The organism is Pacificibacter marinus, assembly GCF_018860505.1.
GTDB lineage: Bacteria > Pseudomonadota > Alphaproteobacteria > Rhodobacterales > Rhodobacteraceae > Celeribacter > Celeribacter marinus_B.
Genome location: NZ_JAHKPU010000017.1, coordinates 92,711 through 116,028 on the forward strand (window position 1 = coordinate 92,711; position 23,318 = coordinate 116,028).

The 23,318-nt window shown below is 51.0% G+C and carries 28 protein-coding genes; 15 read left to right on the forward strand and 13 right to left on the reverse strand.

The genetic code is table 11. The features are described from left to right. Nucleotides 1–24: 24 nt before the first annotated feature. Complete coding sequence (locus KO503_RS03675; RefSeq protein ID WP_215990221.1) at nucleotides 25–948, reverse strand: GIY-YIG nuclease family protein; 924 nt, start codon at nucleotides 946–948, stop codon at nucleotides 25–27. 172 nt (nucleotides 949–1,120) lie between these two features. Further along, nucleotides 1,121–1,645 carry a hypothetical protein gene (locus KO503_RS03680; RefSeq protein WP_215990222.1) on the reverse strand — a complete coding sequence of 175 codons (525 nt, stop codon included), beginning with the start codon at nucleotides 1,643–1,645 and terminating at the stop codon, nucleotides 1,121–1,123. Nucleotides 1,646–1,779: 134 nt separating this feature from the next. Between KO503_RS03680 and KO503_RS03685 the strand changes: the two genes are divergently transcribed. Continuing rightward, complete coding sequence (locus KO503_RS03685) at nucleotides 1,780–1,956, forward strand: hypothetical protein (RefSeq protein WP_215990223.1); 177 nt, start codon at nucleotides 1,780–1,782, stop codon at nucleotides 1,954–1,956. 104 nt (nucleotides 1,957–2,060) lie between these two features. On the opposite strand, the gene KO503_RS03690 is transcribed toward KO503_RS03685, so the two are convergent. Next, a complete protein-coding gene (locus KO503_RS03690; protein ID WP_215990224.1) occupies nucleotides 2,061–2,198 on the reverse strand; it encodes a hypothetical protein in 138 nt (45 codons plus the stop codon). 86 nt (nucleotides 2,199–2,284) lie between these two features. Here KO503_RS03690 and KO503_RS03695 point away from each other — a divergent pair, with 86 nt between their 5' ends. Both KO503_RS03695 and KO503_RS03700 read left to right on the forward strand, forming a co-directional pair. After that, nucleotides 2,285–2,758, forward strand: coding sequence for an NADPH-dependent FMN reductase (locus KO503_RS03695; protein ID WP_215990225.1), 474 nt, complete (start codon nucleotides 2,285–2,287; stop codon nucleotides 2,756–2,758). After that, a complete protein-coding gene (locus KO503_RS03700; RefSeq protein ID WP_215990226.1) occupies nucleotides 2,724–2,933 on the forward strand; it encodes a hypothetical protein in 210 nt (69 codons plus the stop codon). Before KO503_RS03695 ends, KO503_RS03700 begins: the two co-directional genes overlap by 35 nt. 91 nt (nucleotides 2,934–3,024) lie before the next feature. Here KO503_RS03700 and KO503_RS03705 read toward each other — a convergent pair whose 3' ends face one another. From KO503_RS03705 to KO503_RS03740, 8 genes are all read right to left on the reverse strand, one after another. Further along, nucleotides 3,025–4,863, reverse strand: coding sequence for a relaxase/mobilization nuclease domain-containing protein (locus KO503_RS03705; RefSeq protein WP_215990227.1), 1,839 nt, complete (start codon nucleotides 4,861–4,863; stop codon nucleotides 3,025–3,027). Next, nucleotides 4,841–5,209 carry a hypothetical protein gene (locus KO503_RS03710; protein ID WP_215990228.1) on the reverse strand — a complete coding sequence of 123 codons (369 nt, stop codon included), beginning with the start codon at nucleotides 5,207–5,209 and terminating at the stop codon, nucleotides 4,841–4,843. The genes KO503_RS03705 and KO503_RS03710 overlap by 23 nt, the downstream gene beginning before the upstream one ends. Next, a complete protein-coding gene (locus KO503_RS03715) occupies nucleotides 5,202–5,669 on the reverse strand; it encodes a hypothetical protein (RefSeq protein WP_215990229.1) in 468 nt (155 codons plus the stop codon). The genes KO503_RS03710 and KO503_RS03715 overlap by 8 nt, the downstream gene beginning before the upstream one ends. 1,026 nt (nucleotides 5,670–6,695) lie before the next feature. Further along, nucleotides 6,696–6,839, reverse strand: a complete 144-nt coding sequence (locus KO503_RS03720; protein WP_436836506.1) for a DUF2256 domain-containing protein — start codon at nucleotides 6,837–6,839, stop codon at nucleotides 6,696–6,698. A gap of 15 nt (nucleotides 6,840–6,854) precedes the next feature. Then, nucleotides 6,855–8,387, reverse strand: a complete 1,533-nt coding sequence (locus tag KO503_RS03725) for a cryptochrome/photolyase family protein (RefSeq protein ID WP_215990231.1) — start codon at nucleotides 8,385–8,387, stop codon at nucleotides 6,855–6,857. Between the two features lie 25 nt (nucleotides 8,388–8,412). After that, nucleotides 8,413–8,913: an aggregation factor core gene (locus KO503_RS03730; protein ID WP_215990232.1), complete on the reverse strand. Its 501-nt coding sequence runs from the start codon at nucleotides 8,911–8,913 to the stop codon at nucleotides 8,413–8,415. Nucleotides 8,914–9,280: 367 nt separating this feature from the next. Then, nucleotides 9,281–10,243 (reverse strand): NAD-dependent epimerase/dehydratase family protein, encoded by a 963-nt coding sequence (locus KO503_RS03735; RefSeq protein WP_215990233.1) that lies wholly within the window; start codon nucleotides 10,241–10,243, stop codon nucleotides 9,281–9,283. 37 nt (nucleotides 10,244–10,280) lie between these two features. After that, nucleotides 10,281–10,967 carry a GntR family transcriptional regulator gene (locus tag KO503_RS03740; RefSeq protein ID WP_215990234.1) on the reverse strand — a complete coding sequence of 229 codons (687 nt, stop codon included), beginning with the start codon at nucleotides 10,965–10,967 and terminating at the stop codon, nucleotides 10,281–10,283. Between the two features lie 230 nt (nucleotides 10,968–11,197). Here KO503_RS03740 and dctP point away from each other — a divergent pair, with 230 nt between their 5' ends. From dctP to KO503_RS03765, 5 genes are all read left to right on the forward strand, one after another. Continuing rightward, nucleotides 11,198–12,181 carry a TRAP transporter substrate-binding protein DctP gene (gene dctP, locus KO503_RS03745; RefSeq protein WP_215990235.1) on the forward strand — a complete coding sequence of 328 codons (984 nt, stop codon included), beginning with the start codon at nucleotides 11,198–11,200 and terminating at the stop codon, nucleotides 12,179–12,181. Between the two features lie 65 nt (nucleotides 12,182–12,246). Next, the gene (locus KO503_RS03750; RefSeq protein ID WP_215990236.1) at nucleotides 12,247–12,762 is read left to right on the forward strand and encodes a TRAP transporter small permease; all 516 of its coding nucleotides are present in this window, start codon (nucleotides 12,247–12,249) and stop codon (nucleotides 12,760–12,762) included. Next, on the forward strand, nucleotides 12,759–14,051 hold the full coding sequence (locus tag KO503_RS03755) for a TRAP transporter large permease (RefSeq protein WP_215990237.1): 1,293 nt from the start codon (nucleotides 12,759–12,761) through the stop codon (nucleotides 14,049–14,051). Before KO503_RS03750 ends, KO503_RS03755 begins: the two co-directional genes overlap by 4 nt. Before the next feature lie 85 nt (nucleotides 14,052–14,136). After that, nucleotides 14,137–14,994, forward strand: coding sequence for an alpha/beta hydrolase (locus KO503_RS03760; RefSeq protein WP_215990238.1), 858 nt, complete (start codon nucleotides 14,137–14,139; stop codon nucleotides 14,992–14,994). Then, nucleotides 14,991–15,365, forward strand: a complete 375-nt coding sequence (locus KO503_RS03765) for a RidA family protein (protein ID WP_215990239.1) — start codon at nucleotides 14,991–14,993, stop codon at nucleotides 15,363–15,365. Before KO503_RS03760 ends, KO503_RS03765 begins: the two co-directional genes overlap by 4 nt. Nucleotides 15,366–15,457: 92 nt before the next feature. Here the strand turns inward: KO503_RS03765 and KO503_RS03770 are convergent, their stop codons facing one another. Then, entirely contained in the window at nucleotides 15,458–16,405 is a 948-nt protein-coding gene (locus KO503_RS03770; protein WP_215990240.1) for a cupin domain-containing protein, read from the reverse strand. 171 nt (nucleotides 16,406–16,576) lie between these two features. On the opposite strand from KO503_RS03770, the gene KO503_RS03775 reads away from it, so the two are divergent. Next, the gene (locus KO503_RS03775) at nucleotides 16,577–17,401 is read left to right on the forward strand and encodes an IclR family transcriptional regulator (RefSeq protein ID WP_215990241.1); all 825 of its coding nucleotides are present in this window, start codon (nucleotides 16,577–16,579) and stop codon (nucleotides 17,399–17,401) included. Between the two features lie 28 nt (nucleotides 17,402–17,429). Here the strand turns inward: KO503_RS03775 and KO503_RS03780 are convergent, their stop codons facing one another. Further along, the gene (locus KO503_RS03780; protein WP_215990242.1) at nucleotides 17,430–18,248 is read right to left on the reverse strand and encodes an IclR family transcriptional regulator; all 819 of its coding nucleotides are present in this window, start codon (nucleotides 18,246–18,248) and stop codon (nucleotides 17,430–17,432) included. Between the two features lie 335 nt (nucleotides 18,249–18,583). On the opposite strand from KO503_RS03780, the gene KO503_RS03785 reads away from it, so the two are divergent. The 6 genes from KO503_RS03785 (at nucleotide 18,584) to KO503_RS03810 (ending at nucleotide 23,311) form a co-directional block, all read left to right on the forward strand. Beyond that, nucleotides 18,584–18,886, forward strand: coding sequence for a recombinase-like helix-turn-helix domain-containing protein (locus KO503_RS03785; RefSeq protein WP_215990243.1), 303 nt, complete (start codon nucleotides 18,584–18,586; stop codon nucleotides 18,884–18,886). Then, on the forward strand, nucleotides 18,876–19,646 hold the full coding sequence (locus KO503_RS03790; protein ID WP_215990244.1) for an ABC transporter ATP-binding protein: 771 nt from the start codon (nucleotides 18,876–18,878) through the stop codon (nucleotides 19,644–19,646). The genes KO503_RS03785 and KO503_RS03790 overlap by 11 nt, the downstream gene beginning before the upstream one ends. Nucleotides 19,647–19,679: 33 nt before the next feature. Next, complete coding sequence (locus KO503_RS03795) at nucleotides 19,680–20,654, forward strand: ABC transporter substrate-binding protein (protein WP_215990245.1); 975 nt, start codon at nucleotides 19,680–19,682, stop codon at nucleotides 20,652–20,654. Continuing rightward, nucleotides 20,651–21,475 (forward strand): ABC transporter permease, encoded by an 825-nt coding sequence (locus KO503_RS03800; protein ID WP_215990246.1) that lies wholly within the window; start codon nucleotides 20,651–20,653, stop codon nucleotides 21,473–21,475. Before KO503_RS03795 ends, KO503_RS03800 begins: the two co-directional genes overlap by 4 nt. Nucleotides 21,476–21,542: 67 nt before the next feature. Next, nucleotides 21,543–22,574: an aromatic ring-hydroxylating oxygenase subunit alpha gene (locus tag KO503_RS03805; RefSeq protein ID WP_215990247.1), complete on the forward strand. Its 1,032-nt coding sequence runs from the start codon at nucleotides 21,543–21,545 to the stop codon at nucleotides 22,572–22,574. Beyond that, a complete protein-coding gene (locus tag KO503_RS03810; RefSeq protein ID WP_215990248.1) occupies nucleotides 22,571–23,311 on the forward strand; it encodes an SDR family oxidoreductase in 741 nt (246 codons plus the stop codon). Before KO503_RS03805 ends, KO503_RS03810 begins: the two co-directional genes overlap by 4 nt. Nucleotides 23,312–23,318: the final 7 nt, after the last annotated feature.

Consider the following 23,318-nt stretch of genomic DNA (forward strand, 5'->3'; position numbering starts at 1 on the left):
TCGGTTCTAACTTGAGGTGGAGATCTAAGCGGCCGGCGGCGCGATCTGCGCCTCAATCGTGTCGAGATGATCGAGAATGGTCTGGGTCAGCCGCGCATCGTAGATCTCTGATTTGACGCGGATCTGGCCGCGATAGATCGCGGGATCGACAAGGCAATCGCAATGGGTTTGACGCAGTTTTGTGTGCAACCCCTTCTCAAGGCGGATGGCCTCTTGGCCTGTCTTGATGGGCACCTCACGCAACACGGCGCAGGGCATCGCGGCATCGCATTGCAGCTGATGCCGCAGGCGGCTGTCAGGATTGCGAGAAAACCCCAGCTTGACCAGTTCGCGACCGTTCGCCAGCGTAAATGACATTGCGTAGAGAAAACTCGGGGCTGAGACCCAGTCTTCGCCGCATCCCCCGCAACCAAAGCGCCCCGTCTGCATATTGGCACGCGCCACGCGCTGCTCATGGCCACAGTCCGTATGACGATACTGGCGATAGTTCGGGTCGCCTTCGGGATCAGGACCGATCAGATCCCAGCCCTGCGCTTGGGCTTCTGCGACTTCGCTGGCGGCATGGCATGTCTCGCAGCGCAGGTTGGTCTTTCCAGCGGCCACGCGTTTGATTAACTCAAATTGACGACGAAACTTGTGTCCGCAGGGCGCGCGATAAATGCCATGGTGGCGGCTTTTGGGATCGCGGCTGAGCAACTCCAGCCCAGCGGCCGCGGCGTCTGAGGCCCAAGCCTGTTCAATACAGGCAGAACAATTGGGCTGACTGTTCATAAAGGTAAAGAGACGCACTTTGTTGAGCGCGCCGCAGTGGTGGCAGCGCAGGGCGAAGTGCAGGCGGTCGACGACGCGGGCGACGATGTCGAAGCCTTTTGACTGCGCCGTCTCAATCCAATGCGGCAGCAGGGCGCCTTTATAAATGGGCAGCAAGGTGTTTTGAATGGTGATCATGTTTTGGGAGTTGGAATTCGAGTTCATAGGATGTGCTCCATATAAAAGAAAAAGATGTGCAAATTTGTTGGGACCGCAGCCGAAGGGCTGCAGCGATCGATCCGCGCACAGACAGGAGGATCGCCACGGTGAAAATGGCGACCTGTTCTGATGCTTAAGGGGGATCGTTTGCTTAAAAGGCTGGGGCAGGCGGCTCGTCTGAGCCGCGTGTGTCATCCAGAACCTCTGGGGCGCTGTCAAAGAGCGGCAAGGCTGCGAGCGCCGTCATCAAGTGACGTGCTTGGATCAGCATTGCATTGCGCTGCATGGCGGTCACGCCAATGCCTGGAAGCTGGAATTGCGAAAAGAATGAAAAATGCATCTCGCGGTGCAAGCGCCGCGCGCCGCCAAGCTCTTCGCTGCCGAGCATGGCCTCAATGAGCCGCGCCGTGCGAAACAGCGGCTGGTCCGCCAAGGCCACATTCGGCAGAGCGTGAAAATGGCGCAAGCCCTTCATCAGGCGCGTTTGCGCGCGATCCGCATCGCGCAGCCACAAAACGTAGGCCGGATCCTGGCTGTGCCCGACATCTTCAAGATCGCGCTCTGCGATGATGAAATCCGTCACAAGAGTGAGAAGGGCGGGGAAGGCGCGTGACGCTGCCGTGTCATGCGGGACTTTATGCGCCCCAAAAGGCGTGATAGGGGTCTGTTTAGTCATGATGATCTCCAATGGATCTGAATGATTAGGAATCGTTGGGTGCTCGTAACACCCTGCGGTTCCGTCTGTTGCAATTGTTAGCAAGTGTTAGTATGTCTTGTTTGCATCTATAGGTCAATAGCGGATTACTAACATTGTCAAACAAACGCGAACTTAAGTCAGCCCCTTTGGGATTGCGCATAACACCAAGCTTAAAAGAGGCGCTGGAAAAAGCTGCTCAAAAAGATAGCAGATCGGTCGCTTCAATGGCTGAAGTCATTCTGACACAATGGCTTGAAGAGCACGGGCATCTGACGCCAGATAAAATATGATATCAGCACTGGCAGTTTGAATGTCCTAAAGCCTAAATGCTGCGCCTGTGCCGTGGAGCTGTCGTGGGCTCTGACGTTAAGGACGCATCCATCTGGTATGCGTCCTACAAGCTTGGCAACTCATCTTCTGCATCATAACGCGCCTTCAGCTCATCCAAGCGTTCATTCGCGTCGATGCCCATCTCTTTACGGATATGCGCAAACGGTTTGGCGTCAGCGGTTATGAGCGCAAATAGCATCATGTGTTAAGAGTGTGCTCATCGTAGACAAGCAACATTGCATTGCGCATGATGCGGGGTAATTGGACTGCAGTGAGGGCCTGACACGTATGAAAGTCATCGTATTTCTAGGATCGGTTCGCGACAGCACGCCGCCACGTCCGGCCAGACTTGGCGCGCGTGTTGCCGCGGCAATGGCGCGGTTGCTTGAAGGTGCTAAGGTCGACGTAGAGGTCATCGATCCGCTGGATCTTGATCTGCCTGCTGTATTCAAGCCGCACTTTGCCTATGCCGCTGGGAAAGCACCTGTTGCGATGCAGCGTCTTGCTGAGAAAGTTGAAGCCGCTGATTGCTATGTGATGGTCAGCCCAGAATACAACCATTCAATGAGCCCCGCGCTTGCCAACCTGCTCAACCACTTCGCAAGTTCGAGTTTTGCGTTCAAACCCAGCGCCATCGTGACCTATTCCGCAGGCCAGTGGGGCGGTGCGCGCGTCGGTCAATATGCGGACATATCTGAGCGAATTGGGATGCCTGCCGGTGTCAGCGATGATCCACATTCCGCGCGCACAGGAGGTCTTTGAAGAAGACGGATCGTTTGGAGCGGATGCTGACGTGGCAGAGTGGGAATCTTACTTTGGTCGCACGCTGGAGCAGATGTTCTGGTGGAGCAAGGCGGCGAAGGCTCAGCGCGGGCATGGTCTTCCGACCAAAGCATTCGGGCGCGATCCTTCGCAACGCAACGCGCCGCTGAAATGAGGCGTGAGCCTCTGGCATGCAAAGAACTGGATAGGGTGCGCCCCGATGCACATCCATGCCTTCGCTTCATTGCTCTATAGGCAGCTGGCGCTTAAGGCGTATCTGGTGTTGGCAAATATGTCTCGTGATTGCCGTCACGCGGGGCATCTTTAGACAGGGTGCGATACGATGCGTGTGGTAACAACCTATTCAATCGTGTTTGGCTTTCCGCATTGTCCTGCTGATATTTTATTGCGATCTCACAGTCTCGGTCTTGAACCACGTCCTTAAGCAGATATTCCGTTTTGGGAGTGAGCGGCATTCCCACTGCAACAATCAACGTGGAGGTGTCCGCCGATGTGGCGGCTTGAGACAATGCAGATTTGATATTCTCAACCACGACAACATTTTTGGCATCGCGAGGTCCGAGCAAGTTGATGCCTTCGCCCCTGGTTTCATGAGTTGGGTTGATTTCTTTGAGTGCCTCAACATTAAAACCATCGAACCCCACGATGCTGCCATGATCGCTGCGGCGTGCCAAAAGCATATTGCCATCTGTATCGCTGCGGATGTCGTCTGGATACGACGCTAGGATATGCTGGCTCCATTCAGGATGCTCTTGTTCATTGCGCAGGGGAGACAGAGCCCATGCCTGACGCATTTCTGTGTGGTCGAGGTAACGATCAGATTTGGAGGGGGGCTCAGCATTTGACATCAATTTGCGAATGACATGCCGGTATTTACGCAACTCCATTTCGCTTGGGATCAATTTGATGAGAGCGGCTTTCATGTCGGTTTGAGGGGGCGACGGTCTAGGGTTTTCTCTCAACCAATCGTTCTTTTGGACGCGATGCTGTTCACGCATCACGGCCCGCAGTGTGTGCGTGACGGTATTGCTGTTGCCAGAGAGCATCTGCTGTAATTGACATTTTTCCGTTGCGTGTTGAACTGATAGGCGCCGCAATCCGGTGCGATGATGTCGGCGGCGGCGTTTTTGCTCTACCGCTTGCGCAACTATAGTCTGCAAGGGACGCGTAAACCGACCCGCGAGTGCGCTCGTGAGTGTTGGATCTTTACTCTCTGTCGTTTTCGAGGATCCAAGTTTCGGAACATATTTTCCAAGGCGTTTTTGCATCTGGGCCAAGCCGTAAGCCGTGCCAAGTTGGCTTGCCGCCATCGCCCATTTTTCTAACATACGTGTGATCCTCGCGCCGCTGCGATGAAGGCTATAACGTAGCCCATGGTTGGCCAGAGCTGCGTGGACATCTTGCCAGTCTGTTGCAGCATCAAGATCGTGGCGTATATCCGTCCAGTCGTGTGGGGACACCGCATCACGCAGTGCAGGCAGGCCTGTCCGTTGTTCATGGCCTCGGATCGCGCGTCCATCCGGTCGCAACCCTGCCTTTCGGTCCGCTTTTTTCTTCTCCCAATGCTCCGCTGGTTTAGGAATAAGATGAACCTCACCATCGAAGATTTCGCAATCAAACCGTCCGCGATCTTGTGGCCAGCCCATTTCATATTCAATCTGGCGACACACTTTTTCAAGCCGCGCGTAATCGTGGCCAAGCGACAATGTTGCCCCTGTGATCGGATGAACCTTATTCAGCACTCCATGCAAATGTTTACCTGATGTATTGAAGTGAACTACAAGAACATATTGATGCGTGTCAGCTCCCAGTTCATAGATGATACGATGCCCCGCATCGATCAGTTCTTCATCGCTTGGGGTCTCCGTCTCGGCGCAGGAGACCATGAAATGATATGCAGGCCCTTTGACGCGCGGATTCAATTGCGCCGCGATATCCATTTGGAATGCAGCGTCATGCCAGTCGCCAGCCAAATTTGACAGATTGACTGTGACGTTGTTTGCGCAGACGTATCTAATCCTTGCTCTAAAGCTGGCCTGCTTCCCTTGCTGGCAGGGTCGATTAGGAATCTTTTTTGCCAACATCGGTAACCTCTTTCATGATGTCGCGCTGTAAATGATGAATACGTTTTGTAAGCAGCCTTGCCAGCGCGTGGGTCTCGTCGGGGGATGCGTTCTGACTTTGAGCTGCAAGCGCAACAATGCTGGCACCAATTTGTCCAAGTTCACCAACGATCATTTGCCGACGCCGCAAGCACATATCGCCAGTCGCGTGCAACTGATCACGGTGCCATGCCGAAAGTGTAGGATATCCCTGTTGCTCCGCGATCTTTGCGAATGTTTGTTTTTCATGCTTATGCACCCGCAGCGACATCGTGTCGTGCTGTTGGCGGTTCGAGGAACGTTTTTTTCCATCACCAACTTTAGCCATCGGAGGGCCTCCTCGATGTTGGAAGGCCTTTAAAGGGAGTGGCCTGCAGCTCAATAAAATCATCTGCTTCGTTTAGCTGCTTAAAGGGTGAGGAAATGAATTTTTGTTCACTGTCTGCAGTCTGTTCTGCGGAGGCAGGCTGCGTCTGCTTTGCAGGTTGCTGGGCGGCTTTTTTATTTTCTGTTTTGTTCGATTTTTTCTTCGGCTTTTGTTTTTTTGCGAGCTCGCGCAGATATGTAGAAAGCGTGCTCGGTGCGATATTCAGGCCTTCTTTCTCCAGCATTTCTGCGATGTCCAAAAGGTTATATCCAAGGTCAAGGGCACTGCGAATGGCGGCCTCAAGCTCAGCGATCGCTTCGCGAGTGCTGAAGAGCGTCTTAGGTTTAGCCTGTAATGAAGCCAGCTGATCTTTCAGCTTGTGGAGTGATTCTGTATTGATATTGTTTGTTTTTTTGGGCATGTCGGTTCTCCTGAAATAGTGTCCGACTCTTTTATTAAGCGCAGTTTGGGACAAAACAAAACAGACTGTTGAGAAATCCACAGGATTCGAACAATTTGTCTGTAGGAGCATTGGCAGTGTGCGTGTCGTGGATCCTTTTGACTGTCTTTGATCTACTGGCCCAGATTGGGGAAATTCTGTCGCTAAAAAATGCGGGTCATTGGGATATTGAGATTTTCGTGTTGTAAGCAGGGTATGCTGACGGTGTGACCGTCCCCTATTTCTGAAATGAAAAGCATCTCTCTTTCAGCAGCGTTCAGCAGAGCCAATCCACTTAGCCAAGGGGTGTTTCATAGCATTGGGATGCAGTGCGCGAGGTATCCTCAGGCGCGCGCCCATCGTCTTTTATCTCGCGTAGCCCCATTTAGTTGCCATCAAGCAGGTCATAAATTTTGTAGTGTCGATCATCATAAGGGCTTTGTGTTCCGGATAGGTATTTTGCAGGTCAATTATTTTTGATGGATTTCTTTTGTAAATTTGACGGATGAAGACTTGATTTATTGGCTGTCTTTAAGTGTGGTGATTTGACAATAGGCGGGCAACGCCATGCTTTGCTGGGCCACGGCATGATGCTCTACGCAGGAGCTATATGGGTGATAAAATGAACACCACCCAGGTTTAAAGTGTCATACAGATATCTGACTGAACGATGAGCATGATTAACTCTGGCACACAGTTTTCATTGATGAATAGACGCATTCATAAGGTTTGCGCAGGCTTTTGTGTTTGTGGGCTGCGATGCAGCTGATGGCTCGCCATAGATGCAGGCTGGTCGGTGATGATCCCAAGACCGTCTGGCATGATCATCCGCCGGAGAAAGCCATTGGGGCGAGCACAATGGCGGCCTTTAAGTATACGAGCAGATGAAAGCGGTTGCCATCAAACGGCGCAGATCATGAATATTAATTAGCCACGATCAAAGAACTCCAAATGCTCCTGCTGCTGACCGTATTTGATGACGGTTTTGCCATACGGATAAATGCGTTTTTAGCGAGGCTGGGGGCTGAAAAAACGGCTGTCATTTTTTGTGAATTTTCGAGTATTGCTACATTTGGCGAAGCAATAGCGCACATCGTCCCACACCATTTTCCATTTCTTACGCCAACTGAAGGGGCGCATGCAGACGGGCAGGTCTTTTACGTTAGGTTAGCTTTTTTCATGTGGCGCGATTTCTTTGAAAAACCTGTCAGTGTCTACCTGGATCTCGTGTCGTTTTTCATCCGTCATGCGATCAAGGCTTTGGTACATGAACCCCATCCTTGGATTGCCGCGCAGCTTGTCTGCGTTGCGGTCAATAAAGTCCCAGTAAAGGTAGTTAAACGGGCAGGCTTTGGGGCCATTTTTCACCGTGTGTTTATAACTGCAAGACCCGCAATAGTTCGACATTTTGTTAATATAGGTGCCGCTTGCCGCATAGGGTTTGGACCCCATGATGCCGCCATCTGCGAACAAGATCATGCCGCTGACGTTAGGTAGCTCTACCCATTCGTAGGCGTCGGCATAGACCAAAAGATACCAGTCATTGACCTGATCAGGGTCCAAACCTGCGATCAATGCGAAATTTCCCAGCACCATCAAACGTTGGATATGGTGGGCGTAAGCGTTTTGCTTTGTCTCGGTAATGCACTGGCGCATGCAATTCATTTTCGTGTCGGCGGTCCAGTAAAATTCGGGCAAAGCGCGTTTGGCCTCAAGGAAATTCATCGCCTTATAGTCTGGCATTTTGATCCAGTAGATGCCGCGCACATATTCACGCCACCCCAAAATTTGACGAATAAACCCCTCAACAGCATTTAATGGCGCACTGCCGTCGTGATAGGCCGCTTCAGCGCGAGCAATACACTCAAGAGGCGCGAGAAGACCGCAGTTGAGGTAAAGCCCGATATGACTGTGGAACATCCATGGCTCGTTTTGCACCATCGCGTCTTGATAGTCACCGAATAGGCGCAACCGCGCATAGACGAACAGATCCAAGGCTTGCAACGCGGCATCACGCGTCACAGCAAAGTGGAATGGGGCAATGTCACCAAAGTGGTCGGAAAAATGTTGCGATACAAGGTCGATCACGTCTTGGGTGATGTCATCGATATCTATGTGAAACGTGTCGGGTACGGTCAAGTCTTTGGGGGGCGATTTGCGATTGCTTTCATCGTAATTCCATTGCCCGCCGATGGGGCCGTCATCCGTCATTAGGATCGCATGCTTCTTGCGCATCTCGCGGTAGAAATACTCCATGCGAAACTGTTTGCGCCCTTCAGCCCACGCGGCAAATTCCTCAGTTGAGCACAAGAAACGGTCGTCAGGTCGGATCGCCACGGGCAGGGTCAGGGCGTTTGCCCATTGCTTCATATCCTCGAGCACACGGTATTCATTCGCTGCGGTAACGATAATCTCGGAAATGCCGCGCTGATCTGCCAGCCGCCCGACTTCGCCACGAATGGAGCCTGTGTTCGCGGGATCGTCATATTTTACGTAGTGGACATTGAACCCTTTCGTCGAGAGCGACGCCGCGAAGTGACGCATCGCAGAAAACAGGAACACGATCTTCTTTTTGTGATGTTTGACGTAGGTCGCCTCTTGTCGGACTTCGCACATCAAAATCATATCTTCCTTTGTGGCATCCCGTAGGCTAGAAATCGTGTGCGATAACTGATCGCCAAGTACCAAACGCAGCTTCATCGCTGCGCCATATTTTCCAGTGACTTCAAGACTCGCACCCGCCAACCGTCAGCATTGCTTCAGCATTTGCAGCAAGAACTGCAGTGGTTTGTTTTCCGCTCGCATTTAGAGATATTTGCGCGCCGTTGATCTCTTCGTCAGACACCGTGATTTCACGCGTTCCATTTGTGTCGTCCACGTCAATCGTGAACGCGATTTTCTGGCCAAGGCCAAGCGACGCGATAGAAAACGTCGCAGTTTGGTCGCCATCTGTGATGGTCGGCTGGCTGGTCAACAGGTCCGCACCCTCGGTTATTTCAAACGGTTGAAATACCTCAACGCCTTCACCTGCAGCGCTCACGTCAAAGATCAGGCCCGCGTTCGTGGCTGCAAAGTCTATGACCAATTCGGCGGGGCCGATATTGCAGGTGCCTTGGTTCGTAATAATAAATGCGTCCTTGGGTGCCCCTTCGACGAACTGAACACGCACGTCAGCAACCGCTGGCAAGGCAATAAATAAGGCGAAGGCAGCGAGACAAAGTTTCATAAGATGTCATCCAAATATGTGTTTCAACGGTGCCTTTTGACAATGCGTCCAACGACAGGCTGGTTATAGTGCTTACGGATCGTGGTCTTATTTGGATCACTCATGTCGGAAATTCTGTCTCTGACATCGCAAAACCGGAGGCGCACATATGATGCAATTCGACCCAGAATGGGAATTTATAGCCGACACTGATGGGAGCGTATCAGCGGGAGCAGTTACTCAAGGGTGTTTACAGAGCGCGATGCTGCGGTTTTACGCGGGTAGATGTCGCTGGAGAATAACGGCCTAATCCCCGCAACCATTAAATACTTTACTTTGGAGACGCACGAAACCGTGACAAGACCAAGTTGAAGCAAGCAAAATCAATTCATGATGTGAACCAATAGGTGAGCGTGTCGTTAAGGTCGTGTTTGCAGCGAAACCCTAACTCGTGCTCGGATGCTGATGTGTCGCTCGCGGCGGGACGTTGAAAGGGGAAACCTGCAAAGCCAGTCGTCACCCCATTAGGTAAGTCGCAAGTGAATTCTCCGAATATGCGTTCCACGCTGTTGACGACATCTGACAGGGTCCACAGCTTAGAATGTGCAATCGTATAGGTGCCTAGTTTCGGATCATCCGCATCAAGTGCAGCAATAACGGCATCAGCGCAATCGCGCAGATCGACGAATTCTTCCGTGCCGCCCCAATGAAAAAGAGGGTTGTCGAGCGCGCAGTGCTTCCCAGACTTTGCGGCAGTGACTAATGTGGCTAACAACTGCCCAGGAACGCTGCTAGGCGCAGTTGCATCGCCACCGATAACGGCGGCAAGACGCAAAGACACGTGACTAACGCCATAAAGGTCGCGGTATAGCATCCCGAGGTTTTCGCCGGCCACTTTGGTCGCTGCGTAGAGACTTTTGGGGCGATCAGACAGCATGCGAAGCGAGGCGTCTTCGGGAATGGGGGTGTCATCAAAGGCACCAAAACCAGAATAGACAACAGTGGCGGAGCTGATCGTGACTGTGCGCCTGGCTTGAATGGTTCGTGCCAATTCAAGGATATTGGCCGTGCCCATAAGGTTGACTTTTAGCCCTAACAAGGGATTGGCGCGCAATCCGTTGGACAAAACGGCAGCTGTGTGAATGATCTGATTAACGCCAGTTTCATGTGCTATGGCAAAGAGCGATTTGGCGTCGGTGACATCAAGCTCGACAAAGCGCATTCCCGGAAGGTCTTCTGGAAAGTTTTTTGGTTGACGAATGTCCACCAGAACAAGGCTCTCACCACGTTCAGAAAGGCGTTTTGCCACTTCTTGGCCCAATAATCCGGCGCCTGTAATTAATACCGTCATGCTGTTTGTCCTTGTGGTTGATTGATGTCGCTCGCACTTAAGGGAGTTTGGCGTCCTTAATCTGCTTCTGAATAAGTCGCTCAGCGGCAAGCTTGGTCGCTGACAGGTGTTTGCCTATCAACTCTACGGCTTTATCGGTGTCACGGTTAATGACTGCCGTTGCGATAGCTGCATGTTCAGCGTCCATTTTTTTAACTTTGGATTCTGCACGAAAGTTGTTGAGCAAGCGAAGGTTCCGATAGCGTTCAGAATGGTCCATTAACATGTTCCAGATTTTCAGCTTCCACTCTGACCCGCAGGCAGCCACAAGCGCATAATGGAATTGACGGTGCAGCATTTCCCAATGCGCAGCACTTTCTTGGTCGTCCTCTGTGCTTGGCGTCGGCGCGCGTGACAGCAAGTGCAGGCTGCGGACTATTTCTGCTTCCCATTCGTCATCCCCCCGTTCGATTGCACGGGTAAGGCACCATGTTTCTATGTCGATCCGTGTCTCTGTAATATCTTGCAATTCCTCCAAAGATGCGTTGCGTACTTTTGCACCTCGGTTGGCTTCGGCTTCAACGAGGCCTTCGGAGCTCAGGCGAACCAACGCCTCGCGGATCGGCGTTAGGCCAGATTTGTAGCGTGCATTCAGGTCTACAACGCGGAGCCGCTCGCCCGGCTTGAGTGCGCCAAGCAAGATGTCAGCTCTGATTAAATCATAGGCGGTCTTTGTGTATTCCATGAAATTTTCAATATTTCCGATTGATTTATATATTTTATAAAATCAATAGTAATTTATGTAAACAATAAAGTTGCACAGAGATTCTTCATGGTTGCGACACTTGAATCCTTAAGTCCAAGGGGCGACCGAGAGGTGCAAACTTGTGTGGCTGGGGTGCTCGTGATGATGTTTCTGATCTGTTGTGAGTATAAAAATATAACAAAAACAATGCCAACACGGAGAAAATATTGATGACTAACTTTAAAACGATGACTGCTGCAGCTGCCGTAGTGCTGGGACTGACGGTGCCAGCAGTTGCAGAAATAGAGATCCGGATTTCTACCGCGGCTCCGGGCGGTTCGCCTCTTACCGTTGCCTTTGAACATATCGCAGAAGGAATGGAGGCTGCCTATCCCGATGATATTGATATGTCAGTGCATCATTCCAGCTCACTTTTTAAGCAGGGCACGGAGTTCCCAGCGTTGATCCGCGGCAATTTAGAGATGGCTTCGCCGGTTACGTTTGAAATTGAACAACAGCTTCCAGAATACGGTATTCTGGGAGGTGCATATCTCTTCCGTGACAGTCAGCACATGATTGATGCCTTTCGCAGCGAAATTGGTGAGCAATTCTATAAAGACGTTGAAGAAAAAACAGGCGTTGTCATTTTGGACACTGCCTATCTTGGAACTCGCACATTCAACCTTGGTGCTGTGCGCGACGTGAATACCCCTGCAGATTTGAATGGCGTGAAAATGCGCATGCCTCCCGGTCCCGCGTTTCAAACACTCGCCTCGGCACTTGGCGCGACGCCTGTGTCTATGCCAATCACCGAAGTGTATCTTGCTTTGAAAACTGGAGCGATTGACGGGCAAGATAACCCGACAAGCCTCACACGCGATTGGAAATTCCACGAGCAAACGAAGCAGGTGATATTGACCAAGCACTTGATCCAGCCGGTATTCATCGCGATTAGCAAAGGCGCTTACGAGGAGTTGAGTGATGAGCAGCAAGCGACATTGCGAGTCTTGGCGCGTGAAGCTGCTGATATGGAAATCGAGGGAACGCGGTCTGACGAAGCTGCAGCTATCGAAACCTTTGTTGAGGCCGGTTTGACGATTACCGAAGTTGACACTGAGCTGTTTCGTGACGCCGTTTGGGAAAAATATGAGGCCACTGGCCTAACGGATGATTGGATGCCAGGTCTTGCCGAAGCTGTCGCGACCATAAAATAAGCACTTGGGCCCGAGTATAATAATGCTCGGGCTTACTCTTTTACTCAATGAACTAAGGACCCCCAATGATGACGACCTTAACGCAATGGTGTTCGCGCCTTGCTACTCATATAGCGACCGCAGGAATGTTCCTGCTTTTTGCGCTATTTATATACGGTATCGCGATGCGACACCTTTTGGGAATGCCGCAGACATGGGTGGACGAGGCTGTAACACTGCTGGCGGCTTGGCTGGTATTTTGGACCGCTGCCTTTGTGCTTAGTTTTTCTGAATATATTTCCTTTGATGTGATTTATCGCCTCTTTTCACCAACAGCCCAACGGATCGTTGTGATGGTGGGGGCGCTCTTGTTTATCGCGGTGTTCGCGGCATCAATTTACGGGATCATCGATTACATTCTCTTTATGAACATCTCGACAACGGACATGCTGCTTATCCCGCTTGATCAGGTCTATGCGATTTTCGCGGTATTCTTGATCGCGATGATATTGCGACTTTTGATCCTGTTCTTGCGACTTGCTTTTGGTGAGTGGCGTCAGGCGCTGATCGATCTCGAAGCCATTCCACAGGAGCACTCATGACTTACGGACTTTGGATTTTGTTGCTCAGCTTTGTGTCGGGCGCAATTTTACGTCTGCCTTTGGCATTGTCGATGTTTACCGCTGGCGCGCTTTATTTTCTCGCGACGGGCCAAGATGTTGGACTTTTGGCGGGGCAGGTTATGGGGCAGATTACGGGCATTTATGTCTTGGTTGCGATCCCTATGTTTATTCTAGCTGCCAATATCATGAATGCGGCGGGGATCAGCGAACGCCTTTGGGCGGCGGCTGATGTATTGATGGGGCGGTTTCGCGGCGGCACTGGGCACGTAACAGTTTTGGTCAGCATCATCTTTTCATCGATGAGCGGCTCTGCTGTGACTGATGCTGCTGGACCCGGTATTGTTTCTATTCGAATGATGCGAAAAATTGGCAAATTTCCAGGCGAGCTGGCTGTTGCAGTTGCTGCCGCCGGTGCAGTTATAGCTCCTGTGATACCTCCGTCTATTCCGTTGGTTATTTACGCGATGCTGTCTGGCGCATCTGTTGGTGGGCTGTTTTTGGCTGGGATCATACCGGGCCTCATGATGGGGTTGGCTGTGATGGCGACTGTCGCAATCGTGGCCAAACGCCATGGTTTGCCCGCTGGGGAAAAGGTAGCATTTACGGATGCTGTCCCAATTTTCGGACGTGCAAGTATTCCGATGACACTGCCTGTTGTGTTGTTGGGTGGCATTTGGACCGGCTGGTTTAGCCCGACAGAAGCCGCTGCGATTGCTGCGCTTTGGGCTATGATAATCGGTGTGGTGATTTTGCGCAGTTTGAAGGCTGGCACGTTGATCGCCTCATTCGAGGAATCTGTGCGCCAAACGGGGTCTACAATGCTGCTCATCGCGAGCGCCTTTGTGGTGAACTATGCGATTGCAAACGAAGGCTTGGCTGGCGCTTTGGTGATGCTGATCGAAGCTTTGAACATGTCGCCAATGACTTTCATGCTGTCGGTCAATGTTTTGCTTTTGCTTTTGGGCTGCTTCCTAGATGGGTCAGTGATTTTGCTGGTGTTTATCCCGTTGTTGTTGCCGACAGCGCGTGCGCTTGGGATTGATCTGACATATTTTGGGGTCGTGGTTATCATTAACTTTATGATCGGGCTTATTACGCCACCATACGGCCTTGTTCTGTTTGTGCTTGCGTCCCTGACGGGGGTGCCAATTCAAAAGATTTTCAAAGCTGTCGTGCCCTTCTTTATGGCGCTGATAGCGCTACTTTTACTGCTGACTTTGGTGCCTGAGATCATCTTGTTCCTGCCGCATCACTTTGGATATCAGTGATGCACATGAGGAAACAGGATACCATTTATCGATCGTCTGCGGCGGATGCCGCGGGACTTACGACACATAATACATGCGAGATATCATGACCTTTAATTTACCATCGCAAATGCCACTGCCGTTTCATGCAGCTGCTCTTTATGCTGCGCAAGCTATCGCTGCTTCATCCGGACCGTGGCCAGGTGTGAAAGAGTATCGTGACCAAACTTTTGGTTCGCAAAGCTGGGAAAAATTCGATGTCTTTGCACCAGAAGATTCTGGCGAAGGCTTGGATGTCTTGGTCTTTTTACACGGGGGCGGTTGGACGAACGGATATAAAGAATGGTCAGGCTTTATGGCACCGGGCGTGACCTCGCAATCGTGTTTGCTTGTCACGCCAAACTATAGGCTTGCTCCTGCGCATCGTTATCCTGTTTTCATCGAGGATGTGGTCACTGCGATTGTCGAAATTCGTGCGCGTATCGCGCAATATGGCGGCAACCCTGATCGCGTCTTTTTGTCGGGACACTCTGCTGGGGGGCATCTTGCCAGTCAGATCGCTTTGCGTCCTGATCTATGTACAAAATACGGGTTGGAAAAAGATGCGCTAAAGGGATGTCTGCCGATCAGTGCCATTCTTGATTTGCGCTCTGAAGGGGCCGCCGAAGGTAGTTTAGAGGCGCGTGTTTATGAAATGGTGCTCCAAGATCCGTCGCAAGATTGGGAGGCCAGTCCTTTGGCTTGGCTCGGTAACTTGCATATGCCGATGGATTTCACATGGGGCGAACAGGATTCCGAGCGTGTACGCGGTTCAAATGAGGCCGCGCGGGCGGCTCTAGAAGGCAACGATAATGTTCGCTTTCATACGGAGGATACAAACCATTTTGGTACACACCTGAGTCTCGTGGACAGTTGTCATCGTTGGTATCGCGGGCTTGAAGCTATGAGAAAGGAAACGGCATGAAAGTGATTTTAACAGGGGGGCTTCCAAATCCGGGACAACCGTTTTCCTGGGGTGTGAAATCGCGTGGCATTGTCTACACAACGCATGGCCCTGTGCTGCCCGATGGCAGCATTTTACGAGCGAGTATTGAAGAACAGGCCGCATTGACCATCCGCAATCTACAAGCCGTATTAGAAGAGGCTGGCGGATCTTTGGCCAATGTAATGCAGGTCCAAATATTTTTGCTGGATGTGGCTGATATGGCCCCAGTCGATGCCGTCTATAGCCGATATTTCAAAGCGCCGTTTCCCAATCGAGCTAGTCTTGTAGTCGCAGGGTTGGTTGCTCCTGGTATGCGCGTAGAAATGATGGTGACTGCGGATTTAAACTGACGTTTTTGGGGATCATAGCATTCCAAATTTAAAGCGCGCCGCAGGATGATCCTGCGGCGCGCTTTCATTTCATCATCAGAGGTTTTGAAAACTCAAAGTGCTTCAAATGTTATATTTTCAGGTTCGGCAGAGCCAATAACATACCAAACTGTGGCTGCACTCGCGCCATTGTTGCGGAACCAATGTTTACGGCCCGCTGGGGTTTTAACCAAGTCGCGTGGACCTAGTTCAACTTCTACAGTTTCACCGTCTTCTTCCCAGCCGACAACAAGTGAGCCTTCGAGAACAAAAAATGCGTCTTCGACATCGCGAGTAAAGGCTTTGACGCCAACGCGAGACGGGATGCCCAACATTTCTTTGCGGCAAGTGTCGGATTCGACGCCGCCGGGGCCGCAATAGATTTTACGCGTAAAGCCTGCGTCTTCCCAATGGGTTTCAAGCTCAGAATGGCGCACAACATATTTCGCCATCAGCTTTTGCATTGGGTGATCGCCTTTTGGGTCGAATGGCAGAGTGTTGCCAGGTTCCGCGCCAAATGTGCGGGCCAATTCGGGCGCGCAGTCTTTGGGGTGATAGTGGTACACGGGGGGCAGTGGTTTGCCGACATCAACCGAAATAGACATCATAACAGGCTCGACGCCATCAACGCGGAAGCCATGTCCGATTTCGCGAGCGTTGAGGATCATGTCTTTAGGGCCAAGGTTCACCTCAACAACTTCGCCGTCTTTTTCCCATCCAACAATCAATGCGCCATCGATAATGAGAAAGCTTTCTTCGATTTCGTGGCTATGGCAGGCAGCGTAACGGCCCGGTTCTTTGTAGATCAAGGATAAGGTAAAGCTATCGGGTTTCAGCGTGGATGTGTCGCCAACTTTAGGTGAACCGCCAGCCCCGATGTAACGCATTTGCGCACGGGCGAGGTCTTCGTAGCCTACATTCGAAGGGAAGGCTTTCCAATCAAATTTCTTGTCGGTGAAGCGGCCAGTATTTGCGATGAGCGCGTCGGACAGGTTTGCAGTATCTTTTATTTGAGTTGTCATGTGCGTGGTCCTCATTGTGTATTTGACATCGTTATCGTCTGAAATATGAATACAGCCATTGTATTTTGTATGGCATGCGCCATTTTACTGGCAAAACAGTCGTCCTAAGGGTTAACCTGTTAAGGTAAGGCTTTCTTGATACTCAGCGCTGTTATTAAAGGAGATGAAACTTTGACTGGTCACAAATCCTCAGATCGATATCTCGTGCCGGGACTGCAGCGTGGGCTGGCTGTCATTACGTTGTTCACACCAGAACGCACGTCTTATACACTTGGTGAAATTGCCGAGGCCCTTGGGGTTACGCGATCCGCAGCGTTTCGGACCGTTTATACTTTAACCGAAGGCGGCTATCTTCTGCATGATGATCGTGCGCAGCGTTATGTGCTTGGTCCTGCGATCTTGCGCCTCTCCTATGGCTATGTCGCGACACGGGAAATCGTAGAGATTGCACAGCCTGAACTGGAAAGACTGCGTGAAAGAACCGGTTGGTCATCGCATATGGGGGTGCTTGATGGCTCAGCGGTTCTGTATGTGCTGCGTGTGCCGTCGCCGCGACGTGATCCATCAATCGTGCAGGTCGGCAGTCGCCTACCTGCCCGAGGAACTGTAATGGGGCGTATACTATTGGCCGGTCTGAGTGATGAAAGTTTGGTTACACTTTACCGAAATGATTTCGTTGCAGGCACAAAAGGCAAAGGGCCAGCGCTTGCGCGGCTTTTAGAACAAGCAGCGCAAGATCGAGCAAGCGATGTTGTCGTGCATTTTGGCGACTTTGAAGCAAGTATTGTTTCAGGGGCCACGGCTGTGCGCGATATGACTGGCGATATTGTGGCTGCAATAAATGTTACTGCGCCAAAGTCAGTGGAAACAGAAAAGCAACTTCGCGCGGAGGTGGGTGACGACTTGGCGGCCACAGGACAACGGATTTCCAAGTTGCTGGGGTGGGACGGGCGATCACGGCGTGCGCTGTTAGGTGAGGCTGGTGATACGTTTTAAAAACAACCGTCCTGTGATGTTGAAAAAATCAATTCGAACAACTGTGTCCCATCAATGCAGAAAGCCTTTGAGACGCGACTTGGATAGCTGCAGCGATCTGATCACGTTTTTCAGACCCTAAATCGAAAGCTGTTTGAGGGCCAGATACACTTATGGCACCCACTGGACGATTGTCATGATCAAGGACTGCCCCCGCACAAGACCCGATGCCATCTTCAAAAAAGGCAACGGACCACGCCAAGCCTTGGGCGCGATCTTTTTCAAGTTGCGCGTTTAGCGTTTCAAGTGTGGTTGGAGTCTTGTCTGTGACGGCATCCAGTGGCTTATTTGAAAAGAGGCTTTGAATTTCTTCAAATGGAAGATTAGCCAACATGATCCGCCCCATTACCGTGGCGTGCGCGGGCAGGCGGCTTCCTTCGTGGATGTTGCTGATAAGTTGGGAATTTGGTGTTTCACGCACTAGAATGATAACTTCCGTACCAGACAGCACTCCGAGATGCGCAGATAGGCCAATTTCTGTAGCGAGCTTGGTTAGGATGGGCCGTGCGAGGCGTACAATATTGCGTCCAGAGAGCATGTTTGCCGTCAATTCAAGTATTCCATAAGATAGAATATAGCCGCCGCCGTCTTGGTCGGTTTCGATCATTTCTTCACGTTCTAATGTGTGAAGTAAGCGAATCAGGGTTGTGCGGTTTATATTTAGCGCGCTGGCAGATTTCGACATATTACGGCAGCGGTTTCCCGCAGCAATATAGCGCAACAGGTTGATAGCACGCGTCACGGGGGGGACATCATAGGCGGTGTCCTTACTGCCTGTGCCCGTAATGTCGCTTGAGGATGTCGACATGCGTGTCTCCGAATGTAATTATTTATATTTGAACGATTTAACTAATACTGAACAGTTTTTGTTGGGCCAAGCGAAAACTTTGTCCAATCCCTGTTAAGCTCATGATCATTGGATATTCGTTGCCTTTGCGCAGATCAAACCAAAGCCAATTGTGACGTCAATTTGGTGATGCATAATTTTTAATCGATCTCCCTAAAATCATTCTTCGATCATTTTTGTCTCTAGAAAAGCTTGACACACCGCCAACTGAATGACCTATTGTGAACAAGGTGTTCGTATTAGAACAATTAATGCACTCTGGCAGATCACCTAACGCAACAAATAAGGGGGCAAAGATGGACGCATTTAGAAATCGGATTTTGCAAGGCGCACAGGACACTTCAGGTCCTGACTTGGGACGACAGTCTTGTGGTCGCGTTTTTACTGATGCCGAAATGGCTTTGGCTGACGCGATGATGGAAATCTACGGGGCGGGTGTTTCCGATCCAGCCGGCCTTGCCGCGGAGCTTACAAAAAAAGGTATTAATGCGCCAATGTCTGGTCGCTCGGATTGGACGGCAGATTTGCTGGCCGACGAATTGGCCGCAATAAATGCTGACCTTGATGCAGCATATCAGGAAAGCGGTTATGGCGCTTGAATTCAAACATGTAACGAAACAATTTCAATCCAACTCGGGCGAAATGCTTACGGCCGTGAAAGATGTCGATTTTCGTGTTGAAAAAGGCGAATTCGTATCTGTCGTTGGTCCGTCCGGGTGTGGGAAATCTACAATCCTAAGTATGACTGCGGGGCTGTACCAACCGTCGATAGGCGAAGTTTCTGTTTCCGGCGAACGCGTCGATGGTCCAAATCCACATGTTGGTTTCATGCTGCAAAAAGATTTGCTTTTGCCGTGGCGGGATATCATCAGTAATGTCGAGTTTGGCTTGGAATCGCGCGGGCTTAATCGCGCCGCGCGCCGCGCCAAGGCGATGGAAGTGCTCAATGCCTGTCATTTGGGCGGCTTTGAGCAGCATTACCCCTATCAGCTGTCCGGAGGAATGCGTCAGCGGGCTGCTTTGGCCCGCACTTTGGCAATCGATCCTGAGATTATTTTGCTGGACGAACCGTTCTCTGCGTTGGATGCGCAAACTAAACTGCTTTTGCAAAACAGTTTTTCAAAAGTGATCGCCGAGCAACAGAAGACAACACTGTTGATTACTCATGACTTGGCGGAAGCCGTACTTATGTCGGACCGTATTTTGGTGCTCTCTGAACGGCCAGGAACCGTGATTGCAGAAATCAAAGTCGATCTGCCCCACCGTGATGAACCGCTTAAGCGTCGCAATCTGCCGGAAGTTTCCGAATATGCAGCGCAGCTTTTCTCCTACCTCAAACTTGAAGAAAAAGCCTTTTAGATAAGGTTAAAGACAACAGAATAGGGAATGAATATGAGACGTTTTTTGCTCTCCGCGACAACCGCAACTGCTGTTCTATTGGGTGCTGTCGGTGCCTATGCAAACGAAGCAGTGACTTACCTTTTTCCGGCACCAGATTTCCTTCCTGCCTTTTCTCCGTTCCAAATTGCCAAAGGCAAAGGTTACTTTGAAGATGCTGGACTTGATGTGACCTTTCAGATTGGCAAAGGTGGTGCGGATGTTGCCACTCAAGTTGCTGTAGGGAATGCTGATCTTGGTGGTGGTATCGGTGATACGCCTATCATCGTACGTGCAAATGGTTTGGAGATCAAAGGCGTTGCTTTGCTTGGCGGGCGCGGTTTGACGCAACTTGCGTGGCGCACTGATAGCGGCATTACGGGACCGGAAGATCTTGAAGGGAAATCTATTGGCGTCCTCGCGTTTCAAGACACCACATATTACAACCTTTTGGGGGTTTTGGCCTCAGTCGGTCTGACAAAAGATGATGTCGACATTCAAGCTGTCGGTGCTGGTGGTGTGATCCAGCTTTCAATCTCGGGTGACATCGACGGTATGTCCGGTGTGCCAGAATGGATTGCAGCCGTAGAAGGTGCTGGCGTTGAGATGCAGCAAGTCCCCGTTGACACATATTTCCCTGCGATGGCACAGGCTATATTTGCATCTGACAAAGCCATAGAAGAACGCCCTGAAATGATTTCGGGTTTTGTTGGCGCTGTCCTGCATGCGATTGAAGATATCAAAGCGGACCCAGCCCAAGCTGCGATGGATTATGTTTCTTTTGTTCCGCAGCACTCTGGCAAAGAAGCGGAAATCGAAGGGATCATGCGTGCATATATCGAAAAAGTATATGCCGAAGCTGAAGATCACCCGCTTGGAACGTTCTCTGCGGAACGGGTGAGCACTGTTCAAGATTTCTACGTGCAAAGCGGTATCGTACGCAATCCAACTCCAGTGGAAGATCTTTTCACAAATGAGTTTATACAATGACCGTAGCTGCTTCAACATCAGAATCTAAGCCCAAACCCGTGAAAGCGGTCAAGGTTAAGGGTGAGAGTAAACACCTTTATGTGTCATTTGGTTTGTTGGTGGTCGTTCTTGTCATGTGGGAAGTTTTGCCGGGCATGTTGGATGTACCTCGTTACATTATTCCAACGCTAAGTGACTGTCTTGCCGAGCTTAAAAACATGTATGCGTTTGACAAGTTGCTGTCACACACTGCGTCTACAGCAATTTTCACGATCCTTGGCTTTGTGATCGGCTCTGCATTGGGGGCGGCGATTGGATACCTTCTTGGTATGTCGCCATTTTGGGAAAAGGTTGTTTCACCATACATCCTTGCGCTTCAAATCGCGCCAAAGGTAGCTTTCGCGCCACTGTTTATCATGTGGTTCGGCTATAATTCCATGCCGAAACTGCTTGTGACGGTTTTGATCGTCTTCTTCCCTGTATTGGTGAATGTGTTGCAAGCCATGCGTACGGTTGACCGTGATTTGGTTAATTTGGCGCGGGCCTATTCTTTAACGCGTTGGCAAATATTTGTGAAAATTGAAATGCCATCGACGCTTCCAAATCTTATGGCAGGGTTACGCATTGCGTCCACGCTTGCTGTCATTGGGGTCACTGTTGGCGAGTTGGTTGGCGGCAACGTAGGGCTTGGATACCTGATCTCCTACGGTGGCGGTCAAGCCAATGCTGCTATGGTGTTCAATGCAATCGGCATCCTGACTGTAATCGGCTGCGTTTTGTATATGGTTTTAGAACGCATAGAGGCGCGTGCGCTGCATTACTTACCAAAAGATTCTCATTGATTGAACGGACGGCGCAACCATGTTTTGCGCCGTCCGACCTGGATATTTCTTGTCGAAAGGCATCGCTATGACCGATAAAAAAACTCTGATTGAAGAGCGTGTAAACACAGGCTTACGTGGCCAGTGGTACCCCGTCGCAAAGTCTGTGGAAATTCGCAAAGATGTTCCCTATGGCACGCAGCTGCTGGGCGAAAAAATTGTCCTGTGGCGCGGCGACGATGGCATGATCAAATGCATCGAAGATTTCTGTCCACACCGCGGCGCGCCGCTATCATATGGTAAAATTCATGAGGGCAATATCGGGTGCCGGTATCACGGTGTGATCGTTGATGGCGAAGGTGTTGTGCAGCGTGTGCCTGCGATGCCTGAATGTGCGCTTGAAGGGCGTAAGGCATTGAACCACTTTGAAACCTGTGAACATTACGACGCTGTTTTCGTTTATGTGCCGTCAGTTGATCAACCCAAAGCCCCTGAATTCACCTTGCCCAATGAATTTACCGACGAAGCCTGGGCTGGCTTTTTGTGTACGGCAGTTTGGGATTGTAACTATCGCTACGCATTGGATAATCTCGCTGATCCTATGCATGGATGCTATTTACACGCTGAAAGCTTTACACTTGCTTTTGGGTCAAAACAGGATCTTCTAGAGCTCAACAAAACAGACGATGGTTTCCGCGTCAGCCGTCTCGGTCAAACGGGTGAAAACTTTGACTGGACGGAATTCGAAGTCCACCCAGGTGGCATGTTTTGCTTTCTCGATATTCCGTACCCCACAGCCGCTGGGCCGGGTGGTGTGTTCCGCATCATTGGGTTCGTAAGCCCAATGGGGCCGCTTAAAACTAAAGTGTTCTTTTGGCGGATGCGCCAAGTCGAAGGCTTTGCAGCAGACAGTTGGCGGTTCTTATATCGCGCGAAAATGGAACAGACGCATTGGGATGTTTTGGAACAAGATCGCGTCATGCTTGAGGGTATGCCTGACGATGCGCGCAAGCGTGAAATGTTGTACCAACACGACCTTGGCGTCAGCCGTCTGCGCCAAATTCTGACACGTGCCGCGAAAAAACAAATTGATGCCGAACAAAAGGCTGCTGCGGAATGATTTTGGAAAACCGCCATATTCTAGTGACGGGCGCAGCACGCGGGTTGGGGGCAGAAATTGCCAATAAACTTGCGGCCCAAGGCGCGCATCTTATTTTGGCCGACCTTTTAGAAGCAGAAGGGCGCGCCACAGCAAAGCGGCTGGGTGCGACGTTTATTCCCGTCGATCTTGCAGACCCTGCTGCGATCACCAGTTTGGCAGATCAAGTCAGTGCCTTGTGCGACGGAAAGCTTGACGGCCTCGTTAACTGCGGTGCCATTGCCACGGGGATTGGCGGGATCACATACGATGAAATCGACATCGATGTGTGGGACAAAGTCATGCAGGTCAATGTGCGTGGCACTTGGTTGATGATCCGGGCTTGCGCAGAAATGTTGAAAGCCTCGGGAACGGGGCGCGTGGTCAATGTGGCTTCTGACACGGCACTTTGGGGTGCGCCACGATTGATGGCATACACCGCATCAAAAGGCGCTGTTATGTCGATGACGCGGTCCTATGCTCGCGAACTTGGCCCTGATCGTGTGGGTGTGACAGCTGTCGCTCCAGGCATTTTGACCACTGAAAGTACGGAATACGTGCCAGAAGCACGCCATCGTTTGTATCAAGAGGGCAGTGCCGTTCCCGGACCGCAAAGCCCCCAAGAAATCACTGATGTGATTGCCTTTTTGTTGACCGAAGGGGCGCTGACCCTGACAGGGCAGGTTTTGCCCGTCAACAACGGCTTTGTGTTCAAGTGAGGCACTG